Here is a 20,060-nt window from a genome sequence, read left to right as displayed (position 1 = left end):
ATAAAAAATTACAGCTTCTTCAAGATAGAAGCAGCATCACTTACTTCAAATTTTCCAGGGGCTTCGCGATCTAAAGATTTCACTACGCCATCTTCAACAATCATGGCATAACGATCTGATCGAACACCCAAACCACGAGCTGTTAAATCCAACTCTAAGCCTAATTTTTTGGTGAACTCGGCACTACCATCACCTAGCATGCGCACTTTCTTGCCTACCTTTTGGTCACGTCCCCATGCGCCCATTACAAATGGATCATTGACGGAAACACACCAAATTTCATCTACACCTTTAGCCTTGATAGCATCATAGTTCTCAACATATCCAGGAACATGTTTAGCGGAGCATGTTGGCGTAAAAGCACCAGGCAATCCAAAAATCACAATCTTTTTGCCAGCGGCAATTTTTTCAACTTCAAATGCATTTGGTCCTAATGCGCAGCCCTCAGTCTCTTCATCAAAAAACTCATAAAGGGTGGCATTTGGTAATTTTTGTCCAATAGCAATCATGTTGTCTCCAATAAGTAATTGTTAGTCAGCGTGCCAACGCAAGCGCAGGATTCGTCGTCCGGAGGGGCGCTGTGCTGGCATCTTGCAATTACCTATTGTATTGAGCAGTCAATTAATCTGCTTGCTTACGCAAAAACGCAGGGATTTCATAGTAATCAGCCCCTTTGTCCAATAAGGTCTTCGCTTGCGGAGAACTATCCGCACCTAATGTAGGCGCAGGAGTCGCTTCACGAGAGCTACGAAAAACCCGTGGCAAATCGTATTGACTGTAATCAACCGCACTACTCGCCGTTGGCTGTGCCGCCATTGTTGGCGCACCAGCAGAACCAGTCATCGCCATTCCTGCGCTAGTGCTTAATGCAGAATCAAGACCAACCTTACTAATTGCTGCAGAAGCGCTTGCAGGCGCAAAGCTATTTAGGTCGGCCATTGTTGGAATCGCATCGTGCGTACCGGTAGCCTGTCTCCATACAACTTCTGGTTGATTGCTTTGACGAGCCTGTGGATTATTTAAGCCAGTTGCAACTACAGTTACGCGCAAAGCATCGCCAAGGCTATCGTCATACACAGTTCCGAAGATCACAGTTGCATCATCGGCGGCGTAACCACGAATAGCAGCCATGACTTCACGAGTTTCAGACAACTTCAATGAACGGCTAGCAGTAATGTTTACTAATACGCCACGCGCGCCAGACAAATCTACGCCCTCTAACAGTGGCGAAGCAACTGCAGCCTCAGCAGCCAAGCGTGCACGATCCATACCAGAAACAGTTGCTGTTCCCATCATGGCTTTGCCTTGTTCACCCATAACAGTCTTAACGTCTTCAAAGTCCACGTTAATCAAACCTTGAACGTTGATGATTTCAGCAATGCCAGAAACTGCATTATGCAAAACATCGTCAGCGCAAGCGAATGCCTTGTCAAACTCAGCATCTTCACCCATTACTTCAAATAGTTTTTCATTGAGCACAACAATTAATGAATCCACATAAGACTCGAGTTCGGTAGCGCCGTTCTCAGCAACCTTCAAACGCTTCACGCCCTCAAAATCAAACGGCTTGCTAATGACACCAACTGTCAAAATTCCCATCTCTTTTGCCACTTGAGCAACAATTGGAGCAGCGCCAGTACCTGTACCGCCACCCATACCGGCAGTAATAAATACCATGTGTGCGCCTTGCAATACATCTGCAATACGAGCGCGAGCCTCTTCAGCGGATGCAGCACCAATTTCTGGTTTTGCGCCAGCACCTAATCCGCTAGAGCCCAGTTGCAAATTCACAGATGCTTCAGAACGCTGTAACGCGCCAGCATCGGTGTTCATGCAAATGAACTCTACGCCGTTAACTCCGCGACGGATCATGTGTTGGACTGCATTACCACCAGCCCCGCCAACGCCAACCACTTTAATAATGGTTTTGCCAGCAACTTCTTGATCTAACATTTCAAATTCCATATACCCTCCTAGGTAAAAAACGTACTACATTCACGACGACGAAAAACAACTTAAAAATTTCCTGCAAACCATTCCTTCATGCGCGCGATCACTCCTTGCAATGCACCTGATTGAGATACGCGACGACCACGCAATACTTGAGCTTGGCCTTCCATCAGTAAACCAATACTGGTAGCAAAACGTGGGCTACGTAAGACTTCATGTAAATGACCGCGGTATTCAGGCGTGCCGATGCGTGCAGGTCTTAAGAACACCTGCTCAGCCAACTCAACCATGCCCGGCATTAACGCTGTGCCACCGGTGAGCACGATTCCTGAAGAAACCATATCTTCATAACCAGAGTCACGTACAACACCTCTTACCAAAGTAAATAACTCTTCCACGCGAGGCTCAATGACTGCCGCCAAAGCTTGTTTGGACATTGGACGAGGCTCACGATCACCTACGCCCGGTACATCGATCATCGCCGCTGGATCAGCCATCTCTTGACGAGCAATACCATGCGCGATTTTTAAATCTTCAGCATCAATGGTTGGAGTACGCAATGCCATTGCAATGTCATTAGTGATCTGATCGCCCGCGATGGGGATTACTGCTGTGTGACGAATCGATCCTTGGCAATAAATCGCAATATCAGTTGTACCACCACCGATATCAACCAATACAACACCGAGCTCTTTTTCATCTTCGGTTAACACCGCCAAGCTTGACGCTAATGGCTGCAGAATTAAATCATTTACTTCTAGTCCACAACGGCGTACACACTTCACAATATTTTGAGCGGCACTTACTGCACCAGTAACAATATGTACCTTCACTTCGAGTCGCAAACCACTCATACCAATTGGCTCACGAACATCCTCTTGCCCATCAATGATGAATTCTTGAACCAGAATGTGCAGAATCTGTTGATCCGTTGGAATATTGATTGCTTTAGCAGTTTCAAGCACGCGCTCGACATCGCCTGCACTCACCTCTTTATCGCGAATGGCCACCATGCCGCTGGAGTTGAAGCTCACGATATGATTACCAGCAATTCCAGTGAATACTTGCACGATCTGGCGATCAGCCATGATCTCTGCCTCTTCTAAAGCTTTCTGAATAGACTGAACAGTTGCCTCAATATTGACAACAACACCCTTCTTCAAACCTTTTGAAGCTGTTTGACCAACGCCTACAACATTGAATTGTCCATCCGGCGCTAATTCAGCAACCAAGGCAACCACCTTAGAGGTTCCAATATCTAAACCAACCAATAAATCGCGATTGTCTTTACTCATACCAATTCCTTCATTACCTTCATTGCTTCAGCTCACTCTTCTTGCCATCAACATCGTTCTTTTTCAAGCTTGCAGAGGCAAGATGAACTGCAAAACCATTTGCATAACGTAAATCCACTGCATCAATTCGATTTGCCCACTTCTCTTGCACCTGTGGCCAATACTTAAATAGACGAGCAACTCGCTCTTCCGTCAAATTTTTATCGGAGCTTTCTTCGTCGCGACCAAACTCCACTTTCATGCCGTTCGAAAGTTTGATGTGCCAGGCATAGCGTTCGGTCAATGCCAAGCTCGTTACTTCAGCGCCCCAAGGCTTAAACCAGTTATTCGCTTTTTCGTAAAGACTCATGACCTCTTTACCGGCATCATCCGGCCCATGAAAATCAATGAGCCGAGCACCATCACCTATCTCAGAAACACGGCCTGCAAAAAGCTCACCATATTTATTAATCAAGGTATTACTGTCTGAACCATCCCATGTACCAAAGGCTTGCTGCTCTTCAATGCTCACAATCAATCCATTTGGCCACACTCGACGAACATTGGCATGACGTACCCAAGGCATACTCTCAAACCCACGCTTTACATCCTCTAAGCGAACACTAAAAAAATTGCCTTGTACAGTCTCAGCAATTTGGCGCTTTACCATCGCCTTATTAATATGTTTTAAGGTTTGGCCAGCAACCGGCTCAATCTGAATCTGCTTTAGCGTAAATACAGGGCGCTGACCTAACCAAACTAATAAACCAATCACCACCATCAATACAAAGCAACGCATCAAGAAACGGCTGAGTTTCTGCATCCGATCGGAATGATTCCAGAGCGGAGACATCAACATAGCGAAAATTTCGCCGAACCGGTCCATGAAATTACTCATGCGCTGGCGCCCTCTTTTTGCTGCATTGTCTGAAGTAATAACCAAAGCACTAAATCGGCATACTCAACGCCCGTTGCCTTTGCGGCCATTGGCACCAATGAATGCGAAGTCATACCTGGTGAAGTATTCATCTCTAGTAAATAAGGCTTGCCAGTTTTTTGATCTAACATCACGTCAGCTCGACCCCAGGTGCGACATCCCAAAGCTTTGTATGCAGCCAAGGCAAGCTCTTGAACTCTTTCATTGACCTCAGTCGGAAGGCCTGTTGGGCACAAGTATTGGGTTTCATCTGAAAAATACTTGTTATGAAAATCGTAGTTAGCTTGCGGTGGAATAATCTTGATGACTGGCAATGCTTCCGCACTATCCCCTTGCCCAACTAGTGGACAGGTGAGCTCGTCACCAACAATGCAAGTCTCGGCAACTACTTTGGTATCTAAACTCGCAGCCAATGCATAAGCGGCAGGAAGCTCTTCCACTGATTTCACTTTAGTTAGACCTAAGGAAGAGCCCTCGTGAGCAGGCTTCACAATCAAAGGCAAGCCGAGATGCTTTGCAACCGCACTCCAGTCACTATTGGCTGTTAATTCTTCGAACTCTGGTGTAGATAAGCCATTACTAATCCAGATTTGCTTAGTGGCTATTTTGTCGATTGCTAAGGCAGAGGCTAACACTCCACTACCGGTATACGGCAGTTCAAGCAATTCCAATAAACCTTGGATCGTGCCATCTTCACCATAACGACCATGTAGAGAAATAAAGACACGATCAAATTTCTCGCCGGCCAATTCAGTGGGATTACGCAATCCAGTATCAAATGCATGCGCATCAACACCTTTAGAAATAAGGGCTTGCAACACTCCATTACCCGACATCAGAGAAATTTCGCGCTCACCCGAACGGCCACCAAGCAAGACCCCTACTCGCCCAAGCGACTCGACCTTCAAACTAGTCAATTGGGATTTCACGCGATCGCCCCACAAACCGAGACTGCTCTTAGACATGCTTTGCCTCCACTAAGGTGTGTGGCAAGGCTGATATTGAACCAGCGCCCATCGTAATCAATACATCTCCATCTTTTAATATCTGACTCAGTTTTTCTGGCATCTCAGCAACATTAGATGCAAATACCACTGCACTTGAGTTGAGAAGAGATTGGGTGGATTTGTCTTCAAGCATTGCTGCTTTCATCAAACTCTTCCCATCCGCACCTGGAATTTTTGCTTCACCAGCTGGATATACTTCGGTCAATACCAAGGCATCAAAATTTTTCAGCACCTGAACGAACTCGCCAAAACAATCACGCGTTCTAGTAAATCGATGAGGCTGAAACGCCAACACTAAGCGGCGATTTGGATATGCACCACGCGCTGCCGCTAATGTTGCAGCCATTTCTACCGGATGATGACCGTAATCATCAATTAATGTGAAGCTACCACCAGACGCTAATGAAATCTCGCCATATCTTTGGAATCGACGGCCAACACCACCAAACTCAGATAGCGCTTTTGTAATTGCCTCATCGCCAACGCCTAGTTCAGTTGCAATACCAATTGCAGCCAAAGCATTGCGAACGTTATGCAATCCTGGGAGATTCAAGGTTACATTGAGTGGGCCTGGCTTGTTACCATGACGGCGGACAGTACGGCGGTCTACTGTGAAGTGCATTCGAGTGCCATCAGCACGAATATTGCTTGCACGAATATCTGCATCTTCAGATAGACCATAACGTAGTACCGGTTGAGAAACAAATGGAATAATGTCGCGCACATTTGCATCATCAATACACAAAACAGCTACACCATAGAATGGCATTCGTTGGATAAATTGCACAAAGGCTTGCTTCAATCTAGCCATATCATGCTGATAGGTATCCATGTGATCAGCATCTATATTGGTTACAACTTCCATTGCAGGGAATAATTGCAGGAAAGATGCATCAGACTCATCTGCCTCAACCACAATGAAGTCACCTTGACCCAAACGCGCATTGGCCCCAGCAGAATTGAGTTTTCCACCGATCACAAATGTGGGATCTAGGCCACCCTCTGCCAATACAGAAGCAACCAAGCTTGTAGTTGTGGTTTTTCCGTGAGTACCAGCGATCGCGATGCCTTGCTTTAAGCGCATTAGCTCGCCCAACATCACAGCGCGTTGAATCACTGGAATTTTCGCAGCACGTGCGGCTAAGACTTCTGGGTTATTACCAGCTACTGCAGTTGAAATGACAACCGCCTCCGCAGTACCAACATTTTTTGGATCATGACCTATCTGAATAACCGCGCCCAAGTCTCTCAAACGCTTTGTTGTCGGGCTTTCCGCCAAGTCAGATCCTGAGACCTGGTAGCCAAGATTAAGCAATACCTCAGCGATACCACTCATGCCGGCGCCACCAATTCCGATAAAATGAATTTGCTGAACGATGTGTTTCATATACCTACTCCCGCGCAATCAGCACACACTTCAGCAACGCGCTGAGTTGCATGCGGCTTAGCCAACGCATGAGCACGCACTGCCATCTCTTTAAGCTTCTCCCGTTGCAAGCTTTGAATCATTGAAGCTAAATCCTGAGGGTTTAATTGCTTCTGCGGCAAGAGAACGGCAGCTTTTGCATCTGACAAGAAGCGAGCATTTGCCGTTTGATGATCATCAATCGCGTGTGGAAATGGAATTAGACAAGAGGCAACACCACAAGCCGCTAGTTCGGAGACTGTCATTGCACCAGATCGACAAATGACTAAATCAGCCTGAGCATAGGCACTTGGCATATCATCAATAAAAGGACGAACATCAGCCTCTACACCATACTCAGCATATCGAGCCTGCAAATCGACCAGATGTCTATCGCCCGCCTGATGAATCACTTTAGGGCGAACCTCTGCTGGGATCAAAGCCAAGGCAGCGGGAATATTTTCGTTTAATGCAGCCGCACCCAGACTTCCGCCAACAACCAAGATTGAGAGTGGGCCTTGGCGCTGTTCATAGCGCAAAGCAGGTGCCGGCATATTGTCAAACTCTTGACGGATTGGATTGCCAACCCACTCTGCCTTATCCATCGTATTAGGAAAGCCAGTCAAACTACGCATCGCAATTTTGGCCAGGGCAAGATTTGCACTACCCGCCACAGAATTGGATTCATGCAATACCAATGGGCGCCTCAATAACTTACTTACTAGACCGCCCGGGAAGGTAATGTATCCACCCATACCCAATACAACACTGGGCTTGAGGCGACGCATGATGTTCCAACTTTGATAACAGGCGCGAGCTAAATTAATTGGGAGCATTAGTTTGGCCTTTAATCCTTTGCCACGGAGACCGCCAAACTCAACCGCTTCGAAGGGAAAATCACAAGACTGCACCAAGCGGCATTCCATACCATTCCGATTGCCTAACCATGAGACACTCCAACCACAGATCCGCAAATATTCAGCGACAGCCAGCCCTGGGAAGATATGCCCACCAGTACCACCAGCCATAACCAGTATTGAGGGTCTTGTCACAGTTTCCCTCCGCGCATCAAAATTCGATTCTCATAATCAATGCGCAATAGCATGGCTATTGCAACTGCATTCATCAAAATGCCCGAGCCACCATAGCTTACCAATGGCAAAGTTAAACCCTTTGTTGGGAGTAAACCCAAATTCACGCCCATATTGATAAATGCTTGCCAACCGATCCAAATAGCCACACCCTTAGCAGCTAAGCCTGCAAAGCTTCGATCCAATTGCAAAGCAGTACGACCAATCATGAATGCGCGACGCACAATCCAATAAAACAAGAAGATCATGACAACAACGCCAACAAAGCCAAGCTCTTCACCAATTACAGCCATGATGAAGTCGGTATGCGCCTCAGGTAAGTAATGCAGTTTTTCTACACTACCGCCAAGTCCAGTACCAAACCACTCACCCCGTCCAAATGCCATTAAGGAGTGTGTTAACTGGTAACCCTTGTTTGCAGCGTTATCTACTTGCCAAGGATCCATAAAAGCCAACATACGGCCGCGCCTAAATGGTGATAGAGCAATCATGGCGGCTCCACTAAGCAAGCCAACCACAATCAAGCCGCCGAATAACTTTGCGTTGATTCCGCCCAAGAACAAAATGCCAAACGCAATCAATGCCACCACCACGAAAGCACCCATGTCTGGCTCTTTCATTAAGAGGCCACCAACAAGGGCAACAGCGATACCCATTGGCAACATTCCTTTTGAGAAGGAATGTAAATATTCTTGGCGTTGCACTGTGTAGCTTGCGGCAAAAATGACGGCAGCAAATTTCATCAACTCAGAAGGCTGGAAATTCATTACACCCAATGGAATCCAGCGCTTAGCCCCATTAACCCCCTTGCCCACGCCAGGAATCAACACAGCAATCAGCAGAATCACCGTGAAACCAAAAATAACTGGGGAGTAACGATCCCAAACTTTGCTAGGAATCTTAAATGCCCAAATGCCAACACCAATAGCAATTGCCAGCGAAATTAAATGACGAATCAAAAAGAAATTGCTACTGTAGTTCGCATACTTAGGTCCATCAGCTAAAGTAATTGAGGCTGAATAAACCATTACCAAACCAATCAGCATGAGAGATAAAACTGCCCAGACTAGCAACTGGTCATACTCCATCATGCGCGAACGTGTTTGCTCGACTCCAGAAACTGCATCACGCAAACCAGTACGGAAATTATCAATGCCGCCTCTAGAAAAATTCCAAAAGCGATCCAAACCAAGGCGATTTTGAGGGAACAATTTTTCTTTTAAGCTCATGCTTGAGCTCCCTCGAAACGCATTCCCAACTCTTCAACCTCAGATACAAAAACCTGGGCACGCTCTACATAATCACGGAACTGATCTAGACTTGCGCACGCAGGAGAAAGAAGAACCAAATCGCCTGATACCGCTTGCGCAGCGGCAGCGCTTACAGCCGCAGACAAATCACCGCTGATGACGCAAGGAATATCATCACCAATCGCTTGTGCAATTCTTTCACCATCTTTGCCAATCAGGAATACACCCTTTACAAACCGAAGCGCCGGTTCGCGCAGAGGACTAAAGTCTTGCCCCTTGCCTTCGCCGCCAGCGATCAACCAAATTCGTTTGCCTGCTTCATTGCTACCCAAACCATTCAAGGCAGCTACGGTTGCACCTACATTTGTTCCCTTGCTGTCATCAACATACTCAACATCATTTACAACTGCAATGCTTTGAACACGATGAGGTTCGCCATGGTAGTCGCGCAGACCATGCAACAAAATATTCATTGGTAAATTCGCTGCACGTGCTAAAGCGAGTGCAGCCAGGGCATTTAATGCATTGTGGCGACCGCGTATACGTAATGCATCCGCTGGAATTAAGCGCTTCAAACGCAAAGGTTCGTCTTCTACAGCGGCAGACTTACGGCGACGTTTTGGCTGCGGCTCAACCTCCTCGTCCACTTCAGCCCAAACCAGCCAATCAATTCCACCGGCACGTAGGTCATGTTCAATACCAAAGGCGCCTTGCTCGTCTGGGCTATTTGATCCAAAGGTAACAACTACTCTTTCAGATTTTTGCTCATCGGAGAGCAAACTCATAACGAGAGAATCGTCTCGATTCAGAACACAAATAGTGTTTTTACCAAATATCTTGGCTTTAGCTTGTGCATATGAAGACATGTTTCCATGCCAATCTAAATGGTCTTGGGTAATATTCAGCACCGTTGCTGCGGTTGCGTTTAGCGAATCCGTGAAAACCAACTGGAAGCTAGAAAGCTCTAGTACCCATACATCCGGCATATCTTCAATTTGATCAGCGGCATCCAAACAAGCCATCAACTTATCAAGAGCTGCTGGACTAATATTGCCGGCAACAGCTACTTTCTTGCCAGCGCGCTCGCATAACTGGCCAGTCAAAGCAGTTGTCGTGGTTTTACCATTTGTGCCAGTAATAGCAAGCACTGACGTTGCATAACTAGACTGTTTTTCAACCGCAATACGCTCCATTGCGGCAACAGCTCGAGCAAAGAATTCGATTTCACCCCAGACATCCACCCTAGCTTTACGGGCTTTTACTAAGAATGATTCTGTTGGCTCTTGAAGTGGAGAGAGTCCTGGACTAATGCCGATAACGTCAATGTCATTAAGTAAGTCATCACTCAATGGTCCAAAGCAAGCTTCTTTCAAACCGGCAAACTCAAGCTCTGCAAGCCATGCCAATTGGCGCTCAGATAATGTAGAGCGATCACGCGTATCCGCGACCCGTACAAATGCGCCGTTTCGTAAACACCATTTCGCCATTGCTACGCCAGACTCGCCCAACCCTAAAATTAGAAAGCGATGTGGGGCCTCGTAGCCTGAATCTGCCACTGCAGCGGGATTTGCGAAGACGTTAACTAAATTCAACATATATTAATTTGGCTCACCGTAATTTCAAACTGGATAAACCAACTAACACCAACAGAATGGTGATGATCCAAAAACGGACAACTACTTGGGTTTCTTTCCATCCACCTAATTCAAAGTGGTGATGCAAAGGAGCCATACGGAAAATACGACGCCCTTCACCAAAATGCTTTTTAGTAAGCTTGAACCAAAATACTTGCAGCATCACTGAAAGCGTCTCGGCAACAAAAATTCCGCCCATGACGAACAAAACAATCTCTTGACGAACAATTACTGCGATTGTTCCGAGCGCGCCACCCAAAGCTAGAGCACCCACATCGCCCATAAATACTTGAGCCGGGTGCGTGTTGTACCAAAGAAAAGCAAGACCAGCGCCGCCCATAGCCCCACAGAAAATCATGAGCTCACCGGCACCAGGGATATATGGGAATAAAAGATATTTTGCGTAAATGGCATTACCCATTACATAGGCAAAGGCACCAAGTGCCGCGCCCACCAATATCACCGGCATGATCACCAACCCATCAAGACCATCCGTTAAATTGACTGCATTACTACTACCAACAATCACTAAATAGCTCAGAATGATGAAGCCCATCATTCCCAATGGATAGCTCACTTCTTTCATGAAGGGAATCAGCAAATTAGTCTTTGCTGGTAAATCTAATGCAAAACCACTCTTTAGCCATTCATAAAATAATTGCAATACTTTTAGGTTGTTTACTTCGGATACCGAGAATGCCAAGTAGATAGCAGCAAATAGTCCAATTAAAGTTTGCCAAAAGAACTTTTCTCGAGAAGCCATGCCTTTAGGATCTTTGCGAGCCACCTTCCGGTAGTCATCTACCCAACCTACTGCGCCAAAACCAAAAGTCACAATCATGACGATCCAGATAAAGCGATTACTTAAATCTGCCCAAAGCATGCAGGAAACAAAGATGCCAATCAGAATTAAGACGCCGCCCATAGTAGGCGTACCGGATTTAATCAAATGGGTTTGTGGTCCATCGGTACGCACTGCCTGACCCATTTTTAGCTCGGCTAATTTACGAATCACCCAAGGTCCGGCCGCTAACCCAATTAACAATGCTGTCACAGTAGCCATGACTGCTCTAAAGGTAATGTAGTTGAAAACACGGAAAAAACCGAAGTCTTCTTGTAACCATTGCGCCAACATTAAGAGCATGTTTTAGCCTCCTCTAACAAGGCTTGCACTACACGCTCCATGCGCATAAATCGTGAACCTTTAACTAAAATATTTAAATGTTGATTACCGTCAGCCAAATGCGAGCGCAACTCTTCATTTAACTTTGAAATTAAATTCTCAACGCTAGTGAAATGACTAGCACTTGAGGCAGCGCCAGTTTTTGCAGAGTCAAAACCATTTACAGCAGAGACGCACTGCTCACCTAAGGCAAACAACTTGGTAATTCCTTGCTCCGCAGCATAAGCTCCAACCTCCCGATGAAATTCAGGCCCTTGATTACCTACTTCACCCATATCACCCAAAACAAGCCATGAAATACCAACCGACTGCTTTAGAGCGTCAATTGCAGCCCTGACTGAATCGGGGTTGGCGTTGTAACTGTCATCAATTAACGTGTACTTCGAGTCAGAAAATTTGATCTGCATGCGGCCATTGACTGGGGCAAACGCTTCAAGTCCTTGCTTGATTTTTTCAAGAGGGATTTCTGCGGCTAATGCCACAGCGCTTGCTGCCAATGCATTACGCACGTTGTGAGCACCTAGCGTATTTAATTGAACTTCGATTGAATGCGTACCAAGATTAATCTGCACACAACCATTATTGAGTTGGTGACCGCTTACTGCTGCGCCCGAGCTTGACGAGGTAGATGACAATTCAAAATCTATTACCTTGCGACCCTCCGCCGCTGTTTTCCAAACTCCTGAAAATTCTGAGTCAGCCGGAAATACCGCAATTCCATTTTTTGGCAACGCTCGAATAACATCGGCATGTTCTTCTGCAACTGCGGCAACAGTCTCCATAAACTCCTGGTGCTCGCGTTGCGCATTATTAATTAAGGCGATATTGGCCTGAGCTATCGAAGCCAGCTGAGCAGTTTCACCAGGGTGATTCATACCAAGCTCAACTACTGCAAGGGCATCCGTGGAGCGCAGCTTTAACAGTGTTAGCGGCAAGCCAATCTCGTTATTAAGATTACCTTTAGTCACTAAGGTATGGGCTTCGCCCGTCGCTGCTTTAAATATCGCAGCGATCATTTCTTTAACGGTAGTCTTCCCATTGCTACCAGTTACGAGAGCCAAAGGAATAGCATGGCTTGTCCGCCACGCTTTTGCTAGCTCACCAAGACCTAAACGAGTATCGGACACGCATACGGCCGGGAGATTATCTGGACATTTCTTGACATCGCTAACGAGTGCGGCACCCGCTCCAGAATTTGCAACATCAATCAAGAAATCATGGGCATCAAAGCGTTCGCCTGTTAAAGCAATAAACAATTCGCCAGAGTCAATCTGACGACTATCAGTTCCCACCCTGGTCAACATTAATTTCTCTGCGTCTTTTGCAGAAATATTTAATAAATGACTGCCAGGCAGCATTGCGTGCACCTGAGCAAGAGTAGTCATTGCAGCCATTAGACTAGACCCCCTGCTGCAAGGCGAATATGCTCTTGATCTGAAAAATCAAAACGCTTACCACTAATTTCCTGAGTAGTTTCATGACCTTTGCCAGCCACTAATACAATGTCACGCGCGTCAGCATGACGAATGGCTGCCATAATGGCAGCTGCGCGATCAGGAATCTCTTGCACATTAGCGTTAGGAAATTTAATTCCTTGGCGAATCATTTGAATAATTTGCAAAGGATCTTCTGACCTTGGGTTATCGCTGGTGATCACAATTTGATCAGCGAATTGCTCGGCAACAGCACCCATTTGAGAACGCTTGCCAGAATCTCGGTCTCCACCACATCCAAACACACACCAAATTTTTCCACCACGTTGTTCAGCAATAGGACGCAACGCTTTTAGTACTTTCTGCAAGGCATCAGGGGTGTGCGCATAATCCACCACCGCCAATAGCCCCTCAGATTTTGTGTGCTTACCTAATGAAATCAACTCCATGCGGCCAACAACAGACTCCAACTGGCCTACGCGATTACTTGATTCAGCAATACTTAAGCCTTGAGTTAGTAATGTTGTCCAAACTGCAAGCGCATTACTTAAATTGAACTCTCCAAGCAGTGGAATATGAAGATTTGCTTGACCTACTCCATCCAAGACAAAGATAGAGTCATAGCCTGAACGACTAAATGAACTATCAAGCGCATAAATTCTTTGTAAGCGATCACCAAACTTTTCAAATCCTTGGAAAGCAGATTTATTAAGCGCAAAAGCCCAGACTTTCAGCGTGTCTTTAGCCAACAGATTCATAGCCAATTCACGACCAAAGGCATCATCCAAATTAATAACCGCATGCTGCAATCCTGTCTGAGCAAATAACTTTGCTTTTGCTTGCGCGTAATCAGCCATATTGCCGTGATAATCCAAATGATCTTGCGTCAAATTGGTAAATACCGCGCAATTAAATATAGTTCCTGCAATACGATCTTGATCTAAAGCATGAGACGATACTTCCATTGCGACTTGCTTTGCGCCTGCGTCTAATAATTCTTTTAATTGCGTCTGCAATTTTGGAGCGTCTGGAGTTGTATATCCTGTTTTCTCTAAGGAGCCAGGAAAGCCTGTCCCCAATGTTCCTAGCACCGCTGTGCGGTGACTCGGTGTGTCCAAAGCTTTTGCAAGCCATTGCGTTACGCTGGTTTTACCATTCGTTCCGGTGACCCCAATCATGCGCATTTGTTTGCTTGGGTTGCCATACCACTCTGAGCAAAGCTTCCCAGCAAGTGAAGCCAAGTTTTCAACTGCAACACATTGCGGATGCCCCATATAACGAGTGTAACGATTGGAAGAATCTGTGGGATCAAATACAACGCATGCCGCACCAGCTTCCAGCGCAGCATCAATAAATTGACGGCCATCACGCAATGCATTCCCATGTCCAACTGGATATGCAAAAAAGATATCGCCAGGATGAATCTGACGACTGTCAGCACTTACCTTTGCAGAAGAATTTGCTAAGGAATGTAAGTGCTCAACCAAGTGATCGGGATTTATATTCAACATCGTCCTCATCGTTTCAAGACCGCATGTTGAGTCTGCACATTTGCAGTACGAACTTCTGTGGAACCCTTATCATCTAGCGCCATTTGCTTGACTTTGTTATCTGGAAGAACATTCAATGTTCTTAAGGTCTCACCAACAATGGTTGAGAACACTGGCGCGGCTACATCGCCACCATAGTGGCTTCCACCAGTTGGCTCATCAATCATGACGGCAACCACAATACGCGGGGCGCTAATAGGAGCAAGTCCAGCAAAGTAAGCTCTATATGAGTTTCCATATCCCTTGCCCACAAGCTTGTGTGCTGTACCAGTCTTGCCGCCAACTCGATAGCCTTCTGCCTGAGCCTTAACAGCCGTCCCCCCCGGTTCAGTCACGGTTTCTAACATTTCGCGCATTTCAATTGCTGTTTTGGCCGAAAGAACTCGAGTACCTGGTTTAGGGTCTGGGCTACGCTCAATGGTTAATGGAACTAGCTCCCCATCGCGCGCAAAAATGGTGTAAGCACGCGCCACCTGAAATAGAGAAGCGGAAATGCCGTAACCGAATGCAATACGCGCTTGATCCGTTGGCATCCATTTTTTATATGGGTGCACTGTGCCAGCAACAGCGCCAGGGAATCCAATTTTGGGTGACTGACCTAAACCAACGGCAGTATAGAAATCCCACATTTCTTCGGGCGACAGATTATTCATCGCAATTTTTGCTGTGCCGATATTGCTTGATTTTTGAATCACCTGAGCAACGGTTAAATTGCCGTAAGGATGCGTATCTGTAATCGGCTTTGGACCCACTAGATATTTAGCTCCAATAACCATATTGGTATTTGGAGCTACAGATCCCTTCTCAAGCGCAATAGAAATCGTTAGCGGCTTCATAGTGGAGCCAGGCTCAAACGTGTCAGTCAATACGCGATTACGTAATTGCTCGCCACTTAAGTTTCGGCGATCGTTGGGGTTATAACTTGGGTAATTTGCTAGCGCTAATATTTCACCTGTTTGCGTATCCAGAACTACAGCTCCACCAGCTTTTGCATGATGTTGCTCAACAGCACTCTTTACTGCGTTGTATGCCAAGAACTGAATTTTGCTATCAATTGAAAGTTGCAAATCTTTCCCGTTCTGAGGTAACTGTTCAATCGCAATATCTTCAACTACGCGCCCAAGCCGATCCACTACCACGCGTCTTTGACCAGGATGGGCAGCTAAATCTTTTTCCCTGGAAAGCTCCATGCCTTCCTGCCCCTTATCGTTGACGTTTGTGAAGCCAACTACGTGGGCCATTGCCTCGCCCTCGGGATAGAAACGCTTGTACTCGTTATTTAACCCAATACCTGGAATTTCTAACTGCATAATTTGTTGCGCGACCGCCGGCTCTACTTGGCGCTTTAAGAAAACCTGTTTGCGCTCTTCTTTTAATTTCTTGCGCAACTCGGCCTCACTGATTTGCAATAGGCTTGCTAACTTATGCACTTTGTCAGCAGCTAAATCATCAGGAACAGTATCGTTATAGGCAATGATGGACTTAGCCTCAAGACTTGTGGCGATGACCTGACCATTACGATCCAAAATTTTTCCACGGCTGGCGGGCAACTCTAATTCACGCTGTGTTCCACGCACTCCTTTAGCTTCGTAGAAAGCATTTCCTGGACCCTGAATCCAAAATGCTCTCAATAAGAGCATCATGAAAACAAAGAACAAGAGGAATAGCATTAATCTTGAGCGCCACATTGGCAGGCGCAAGACTAGATTTGGAGTTGTCGAGAACCCAACTGGCCTCATTGAGCCTCCCTCAAGTACAAAGTACGCTCAGGAGAAATAGGGACCATGTGCAATTGATTACGTGCGACATCACGAATACGGGCAGACTTTGAAAGATTGCGCTGCTCGTACTCCAAACGTAACCATTCTTGATTTAACTTACGCTCTTCAATTTGTGCTCGCTCCAAGGCGACAAAAAGTTTACGTGCGCGTTGTTGCGCGGCCACTAGCGATAAGGCGCAAATCAATAACAACGCGAGCAATGTCAAGGTAGCGCGATTCATGCAGCCGCTCCCATCCGTTTCTCAGCAACACGCATGATCGCTGAACGCGCACGAGGATTCTCAGCAATCTCCACATCGGTTGGCTTGACGCGCCCAATAATTTCTAATGCGCTTTGTGGCAAATCTTTTTCTCGCACCGGTAAACCACGCGGCACTTCAACTGTCGAATGGGACTGAAAAAACTGTTTAACGATGCGATCTTCCAAAGAATGAAAGCTAATCACCGCAAGTCGAGCGCCTGGTTTCAATAGCTTCAATGCGGCTTTAAGCCCCAACTCCAAATCTTCTAACTCGCGGTTAATAAAAATACGCAGTGCTTGAAAAGTTCTTGTTGCAGGATCTTGACCAGCTTCACGAGTGCGAACCACGCTTGCAACCAAGTTTGCTAACTGTGTAGTGGTTTTTGGAGACAATCCCTGCTCTCGCTTAGCTACGATAGCTTTGGCGATTTGAAATGCGAAGCGCTCTTCCCCGTAAGTTTTAATCACGTGCGTGATTTCCTCTTGAGAAGCCTGCTCCAACCACTCTGCCGCTGTGAAACCTTGATTGGTATTCATGCGCATATCGAGCGGGCCTTCTCGACGAAACGAGAAGCCGCGATGTGCTTCGTCTACTTGTGGAGAGCTGATACCGAGATCCAACAAAATACCATCGACTGACTCTGCTTGCGCATACTGATCCATCTGCGCAAAGCTGTCGTGAATGATTGTCAAACGAGGATCGTTGATCTTCTTTGCTACTGCTATTGCATCCAGATCTTTGTCGAAGGAAATCATCCGGGCTGAATTTGGCAACTCCTTCAGTAATGCTTGCGTGTGACCACCACGACCAAAGGTTCCGTCGATAACTAAGATATTTTTTGTTGAGTTTTGATTCTGAATGAGCGGGCCATTGATCAGCGCCGTCACCGCCTCGGCCAGCAACACTGGGCGATGAGTTATGTTCATAGCACTCCGTCATCAAAAATTAAATTGCTTGAGTGCTTCAGGCATACCTTGTGCAATCGCAGCCTGTTCTTTTGCAGCATAGGTTGCCGCATCCCATAACTCTAAGTGACTACCCATACCAAGCAAGATCACTTCTTTTTCAATTCCTGCGGCAGCACGCAATTCCGGGCTCACCAAAACTCGACCAGCACTGTCTAAGTCAATCTCTGCAGCATTGCCCAAGAAAATTCTGCGCCACCAATGCGCATCCATTGGGAGTTGAGCAACTCTAGATCGAAAGCTTTCCCACTCTGGCCTTGGAAAAAGTAGCAAGCAGCCATCAGGGTGCTTAGTGAGCGTAACTCGGCCTTCGCCCTGTACCAAAAGGGCGTCACGATGCTTTGCCGGAATCGACATCCGGCCTTTTGCATCTAAATTGAGAGCTGACGCACCTTGAAACACCATTTACCCCACTTTTTCACACTTCCTCCCACTTTAGAGGATCGGCATATTAGGGTCAAGTGTTTTTGGGTATTTTTTTAGGAATTTCTCTAATGTTTACAAACACTTAGCGTCGTATGTTGATAAAATGATGACAATAAAATTGCTTCTATAAACAATGGCTTGGAAAATATACTTAAGACATTATCTTAGATATAGAGCCTAATAATCTAAAAAATACTGTGTTTATGTCCAGTATTAAATAAATTATTTGATTTTTTAAATACTAAATTTTGTAAGCAGTCGTTGTCATTACCTTTGAGACTGTTTGCATGATTTTCTGAATTGGCTCAGGAAGGGTGACACCGCCAGCATGCAAAGCGGCTTGTCCATGCTCAATCTCATCGATACGCATTTGATCAACGATTGCACGAGAACGTTGATCATCAATTGGCAATTTCTCAAGATGATTTTCAAGATGTGCTTCGACTTGTTTTTCTGTTTCAGCCACAAATCCTAAACTCCATTTGTCGCCAGCTAAACCAGCTAACAAACCTATTGCAAAAGATCCTGCATACCAAAATGGATTTAAATAACTTGTGTGTGAATCTAATTCTTTAAGACGAGTTTCACACCACGCCAAGTGATCCATCTCTTCTTGCGCAGAATGCTCTAGCATTTCTCTGATTTGAGGATCGCGCGCAACTAATTTTTGCGATTGATAAAGTGCTTGTGCACAAACTTCACCAACGTGATTTACGCGCATCAATCCAGCCGCATGCTTACGCTCAGCAGCATCAAGAGAATGTTTTGTAGTTGACTGAGAGTCTGGTGTTGGTCGGCCTGCATTCGCACCGCCAACTACTGACCGCAGCGCAGTATCAAACTCAATAATCAGACGATCAATAGGCGACATTGACTAAAAATTACTTAAACCAAAACCTCTGCTTTGCAGCTTTGCTTTGTCTTCAAACCCAGCTCAGCTAAGAGCGCGCGGTCTTGCTCTGCCTCAGGATTACCGGTAGTGAGTAGTTGCTCACCATAGAAAATAGAATTCGCGCCAGCCAAGAAACACATTGCCTGAACAGCCCTGCCGAGCTCTTGGCGACCTGCTGATAAACGCACTCTCGCTTTGGGCATTGTGATGCGTGCAACCGCAATTGTTCTTACAAATTCCAATGGATCTAATGGCTTTTGATCAGCTAATGGCGTGCCTGCAACTGGAACTAAATGATTAATCGGAACGGATTCTGGATATGGGCTTAAGTTCGCTAAGCGTGTCAAAAATGCAGCACGTTGCTCACGTGATTCACCCATACCAACGATGCCGCCACAACACACTGACATACCCGCAGATCGCACATTTGAAATCGTATCTAAGCGATCTTGATAGCCGCGAGTAGAAATAACAGAGCGATAAAAATCTTCGCTTGTGTCAAGGTTGTGATTATAAAAATCGAGACCTGCTTCAGATAGTGCTTTAGCTTGATCGGCTTCTAACATTCCTAAAGTTGCACAAGTTTCAAGACCTAAGGCTTTGACGCCTTTAATCATCGCAGTCACTTTTTCAATATCGCGATCTTTGGGTTCACGCCATGCCGCACCCATACAAAAGCGATTTGAACCTGCTGCTTTGGCTGCTTTAGCGGCTTCCAAAACTTCCTCTAAGCCCATTAACTTTTCCGCCTTCACATCAGTGTCATAGCGAGCTGCTTGAGGGCAATAACCGCAGTCTTCAGGGCAACCGCCGGTCTTAATTGACAAGAGAGTCGCCAATTCCACATCACCCTCAGGAAAATAGGTCTTATGGGTCTCCTGGGCTTTAAGCATTAACTCGTTGAAAGGCAGGGCAAACAAGGCCTCCACCTGAGTTAGTGTCCACTCACCTGCCGCATCAAGCTCTTTTCGCAAATCCGCTTTGGATTTGATCTGAGTGAGGGGTTTTTCAACGGTTTGCGCGTCCAGCATGGGTAAATT

18 protein-coding genes are annotated in these 20,060 nt (G+C 46.1%); all 18 read right to left on the bottom strand.

The features are described 5' to 3' along the window. Window positions 1-8: 8 nt before the first annotated feature. The 18 genes from ICV39_RS00985 to bioB all read right to left on the bottom strand — a co-directional run bounded on the left by ICV39_RS00985 (window position 9) and on the right by bioB (window position 20,051). The gene (locus tag ICV39_RS00985) at window positions 9-509 is read right to left on the bottom strand and encodes a peroxiredoxin (protein WP_215390060.1); all 501 of its coding nucleotides are present in this window, start codon (window positions 507-509) and stop codon (window positions 9-11) included. A gap of 112 nt (window positions 510-621) precedes the next feature. After that, window positions 622-1,965 (bottom strand): cell division protein FtsZ, encoded by a 1,344-nt coding sequence (ftsZ, locus tag ICV39_RS00980; protein WP_215390059.1) that lies wholly within the window; start codon window positions 1,963-1,965, stop codon window positions 622-624. Between the two features lie 50 nt (window positions 1,966-2,015). Beyond that, window positions 2,016-3,245: a cell division protein FtsA gene (gene ftsA, locus ICV39_RS00975; RefSeq protein ID WP_215390058.1), complete on the bottom strand. Its 1,230-nt coding sequence runs from the start codon at window positions 3,243-3,245 to the stop codon at window positions 2,016-2,018. A 19-nt stretch (window positions 3,246-3,264) separates the two neighbouring features. After that, a complete protein-coding gene (locus ICV39_RS00970) occupies window positions 3,265-4,047 on the bottom strand; it encodes a cell division protein FtsQ/DivIB (protein WP_251372693.1) in 783 nt (260 codons plus the stop codon). 71 nt (window positions 4,048-4,118) lie between these two features. Then, window positions 4,119-5,126: a D-alanine--D-alanine ligase gene (locus tag ICV39_RS00965; RefSeq protein WP_215390056.1), complete on the bottom strand. Its 1,008-nt coding sequence runs from the start codon at window positions 5,124-5,126 to the stop codon at window positions 4,119-4,121. Beyond that, window positions 5,119-6,555 (bottom strand): UDP-N-acetylmuramate--L-alanine ligase, encoded by a 1,437-nt coding sequence (gene murC, locus ICV39_RS00960; protein ID WP_215390055.1) that lies wholly within the window; start codon window positions 6,553-6,555, stop codon window positions 5,119-5,121. The genes ICV39_RS00965 and murC overlap by 8 nt, the downstream gene beginning before the upstream one ends. Then, complete coding sequence (murG, locus tag ICV39_RS00955; protein WP_215390054.1) at window positions 6,552-7,625, bottom strand: undecaprenyldiphospho-muramoylpentapeptide beta-N-acetylglucosaminyltransferase; 1,074 nt, start codon at window positions 7,623-7,625, stop codon at window positions 6,552-6,554. Before murG ends, murC begins: the two co-directional genes overlap by 4 nt. After that, entirely contained in the window at window positions 7,622-8,893 is a 1,272-nt protein-coding gene (gene ftsW, locus ICV39_RS00950; RefSeq protein WP_215390053.1) for a putative lipid II flippase FtsW, read from the bottom strand. The genes murG and ftsW overlap by 4 nt, the downstream gene beginning before the upstream one ends. Beyond that, complete coding sequence (gene murD / locus ICV39_RS00945) at window positions 8,890-10,509, bottom strand: UDP-N-acetylmuramoyl-L-alanine--D-glutamate ligase (RefSeq protein ID WP_215390052.1); 1,620 nt, start codon at window positions 10,507-10,509, stop codon at window positions 8,890-8,892. Before murD ends, ftsW begins: the two co-directional genes overlap by 4 nt. Window positions 10,510-10,522: 13 nt before the next feature. Beyond that, window positions 10,523-11,692, bottom strand: a complete 1,170-nt coding sequence (gene mraY, locus ICV39_RS00940) for a phospho-N-acetylmuramoyl-pentapeptide-transferase (protein WP_215390051.1) — start codon at window positions 11,690-11,692, stop codon at window positions 10,523-10,525. Continuing rightward, entirely contained in the window at window positions 11,683-13,125 is a 1,443-nt protein-coding gene (gene murF / locus ICV39_RS00935; protein WP_251372692.1) for a UDP-N-acetylmuramoyl-tripeptide--D-alanyl-D-alanine ligase, read from the bottom strand. The genes mraY and murF overlap by 10 nt, the downstream gene beginning before the upstream one ends. Next, window positions 13,125-14,675 carry a UDP-N-acetylmuramoyl-L-alanyl-D-glutamate--2,6-diaminopimelate ligase gene (locus ICV39_RS00930; protein WP_251372691.1) on the bottom strand — a complete coding sequence of 517 codons (1,551 nt, stop codon included), beginning with the start codon at window positions 14,673-14,675 and terminating at the stop codon, window positions 13,125-13,127. Before ICV39_RS00930 ends, murF begins: the two co-directional genes overlap by 1 nt. A gap of 5 nt (window positions 14,676-14,680) precedes the next feature. Beyond that, complete coding sequence (locus ICV39_RS00925; RefSeq protein WP_215390049.1) at window positions 14,681-16,453, bottom strand: penicillin-binding protein 2; 1,773 nt, start codon at window positions 16,451-16,453, stop codon at window positions 14,681-14,683. Beyond that, a complete protein-coding gene (ftsL, locus tag ICV39_RS00920) occupies window positions 16,450-16,716 on the bottom strand; it encodes a cell division protein FtsL (RefSeq protein ID WP_215390048.1) in 267 nt (88 codons plus the stop codon). The genes ICV39_RS00925 and ftsL overlap by 4 nt, the downstream gene beginning before the upstream one ends. Beyond that, complete coding sequence (rsmH, locus tag ICV39_RS00915; protein ID WP_215390047.1) at window positions 16,713-17,663, bottom strand: 16S rRNA (cytosine(1402)-N(4))-methyltransferase RsmH; 951 nt, start codon at window positions 17,661-17,663, stop codon at window positions 16,713-16,715. Before rsmH ends, ftsL begins: the two co-directional genes overlap by 4 nt. Window positions 17,664-17,675: 12 nt before the next feature. Continuing rightward, on the bottom strand, window positions 17,676-18,104 hold the full coding sequence (gene mraZ, locus ICV39_RS00910; protein WP_173956651.1) for a division/cell wall cluster transcriptional repressor MraZ: 429 nt from the start codon (window positions 18,102-18,104) through the stop codon (window positions 17,676-17,678). Window positions 18,105-18,369: 265 nt separating this feature from the next. Then, window positions 18,370-18,999, bottom strand: a complete 630-nt coding sequence (coq7, locus tag ICV39_RS00905; RefSeq protein WP_215390046.1) for a 2-polyprenyl-3-methyl-6-methoxy-1,4-benzoquinone monooxygenase — start codon at window positions 18,997-18,999, stop codon at window positions 18,370-18,372. A 14-nt stretch (window positions 19,000-19,013) separates the two neighbouring features. Next, complete coding sequence (gene bioB, locus ICV39_RS00900; protein ID WP_215390045.1) at window positions 19,014-20,051, bottom strand: biotin synthase BioB; 1,038 nt, start codon at window positions 20,049-20,051, stop codon at window positions 19,014-19,016. Window positions 20,052-20,060: the final 9 nt, after the last annotated feature.

The sequence above is a fragment of the Polynucleobacter sp. MWH-UH25E genome (genome assembly GCF_018687095.1).
In the GTDB taxonomy this organism is placed as follows: Bacteria; Pseudomonadota; Gammaproteobacteria; order Burkholderiales; family Burkholderiaceae; genus Polynucleobacter.
The sequence above is the reverse complement of the archived record's forward strand: the minus strand, read 5'-3'. Positions and strand labels throughout refer to the sequence as shown.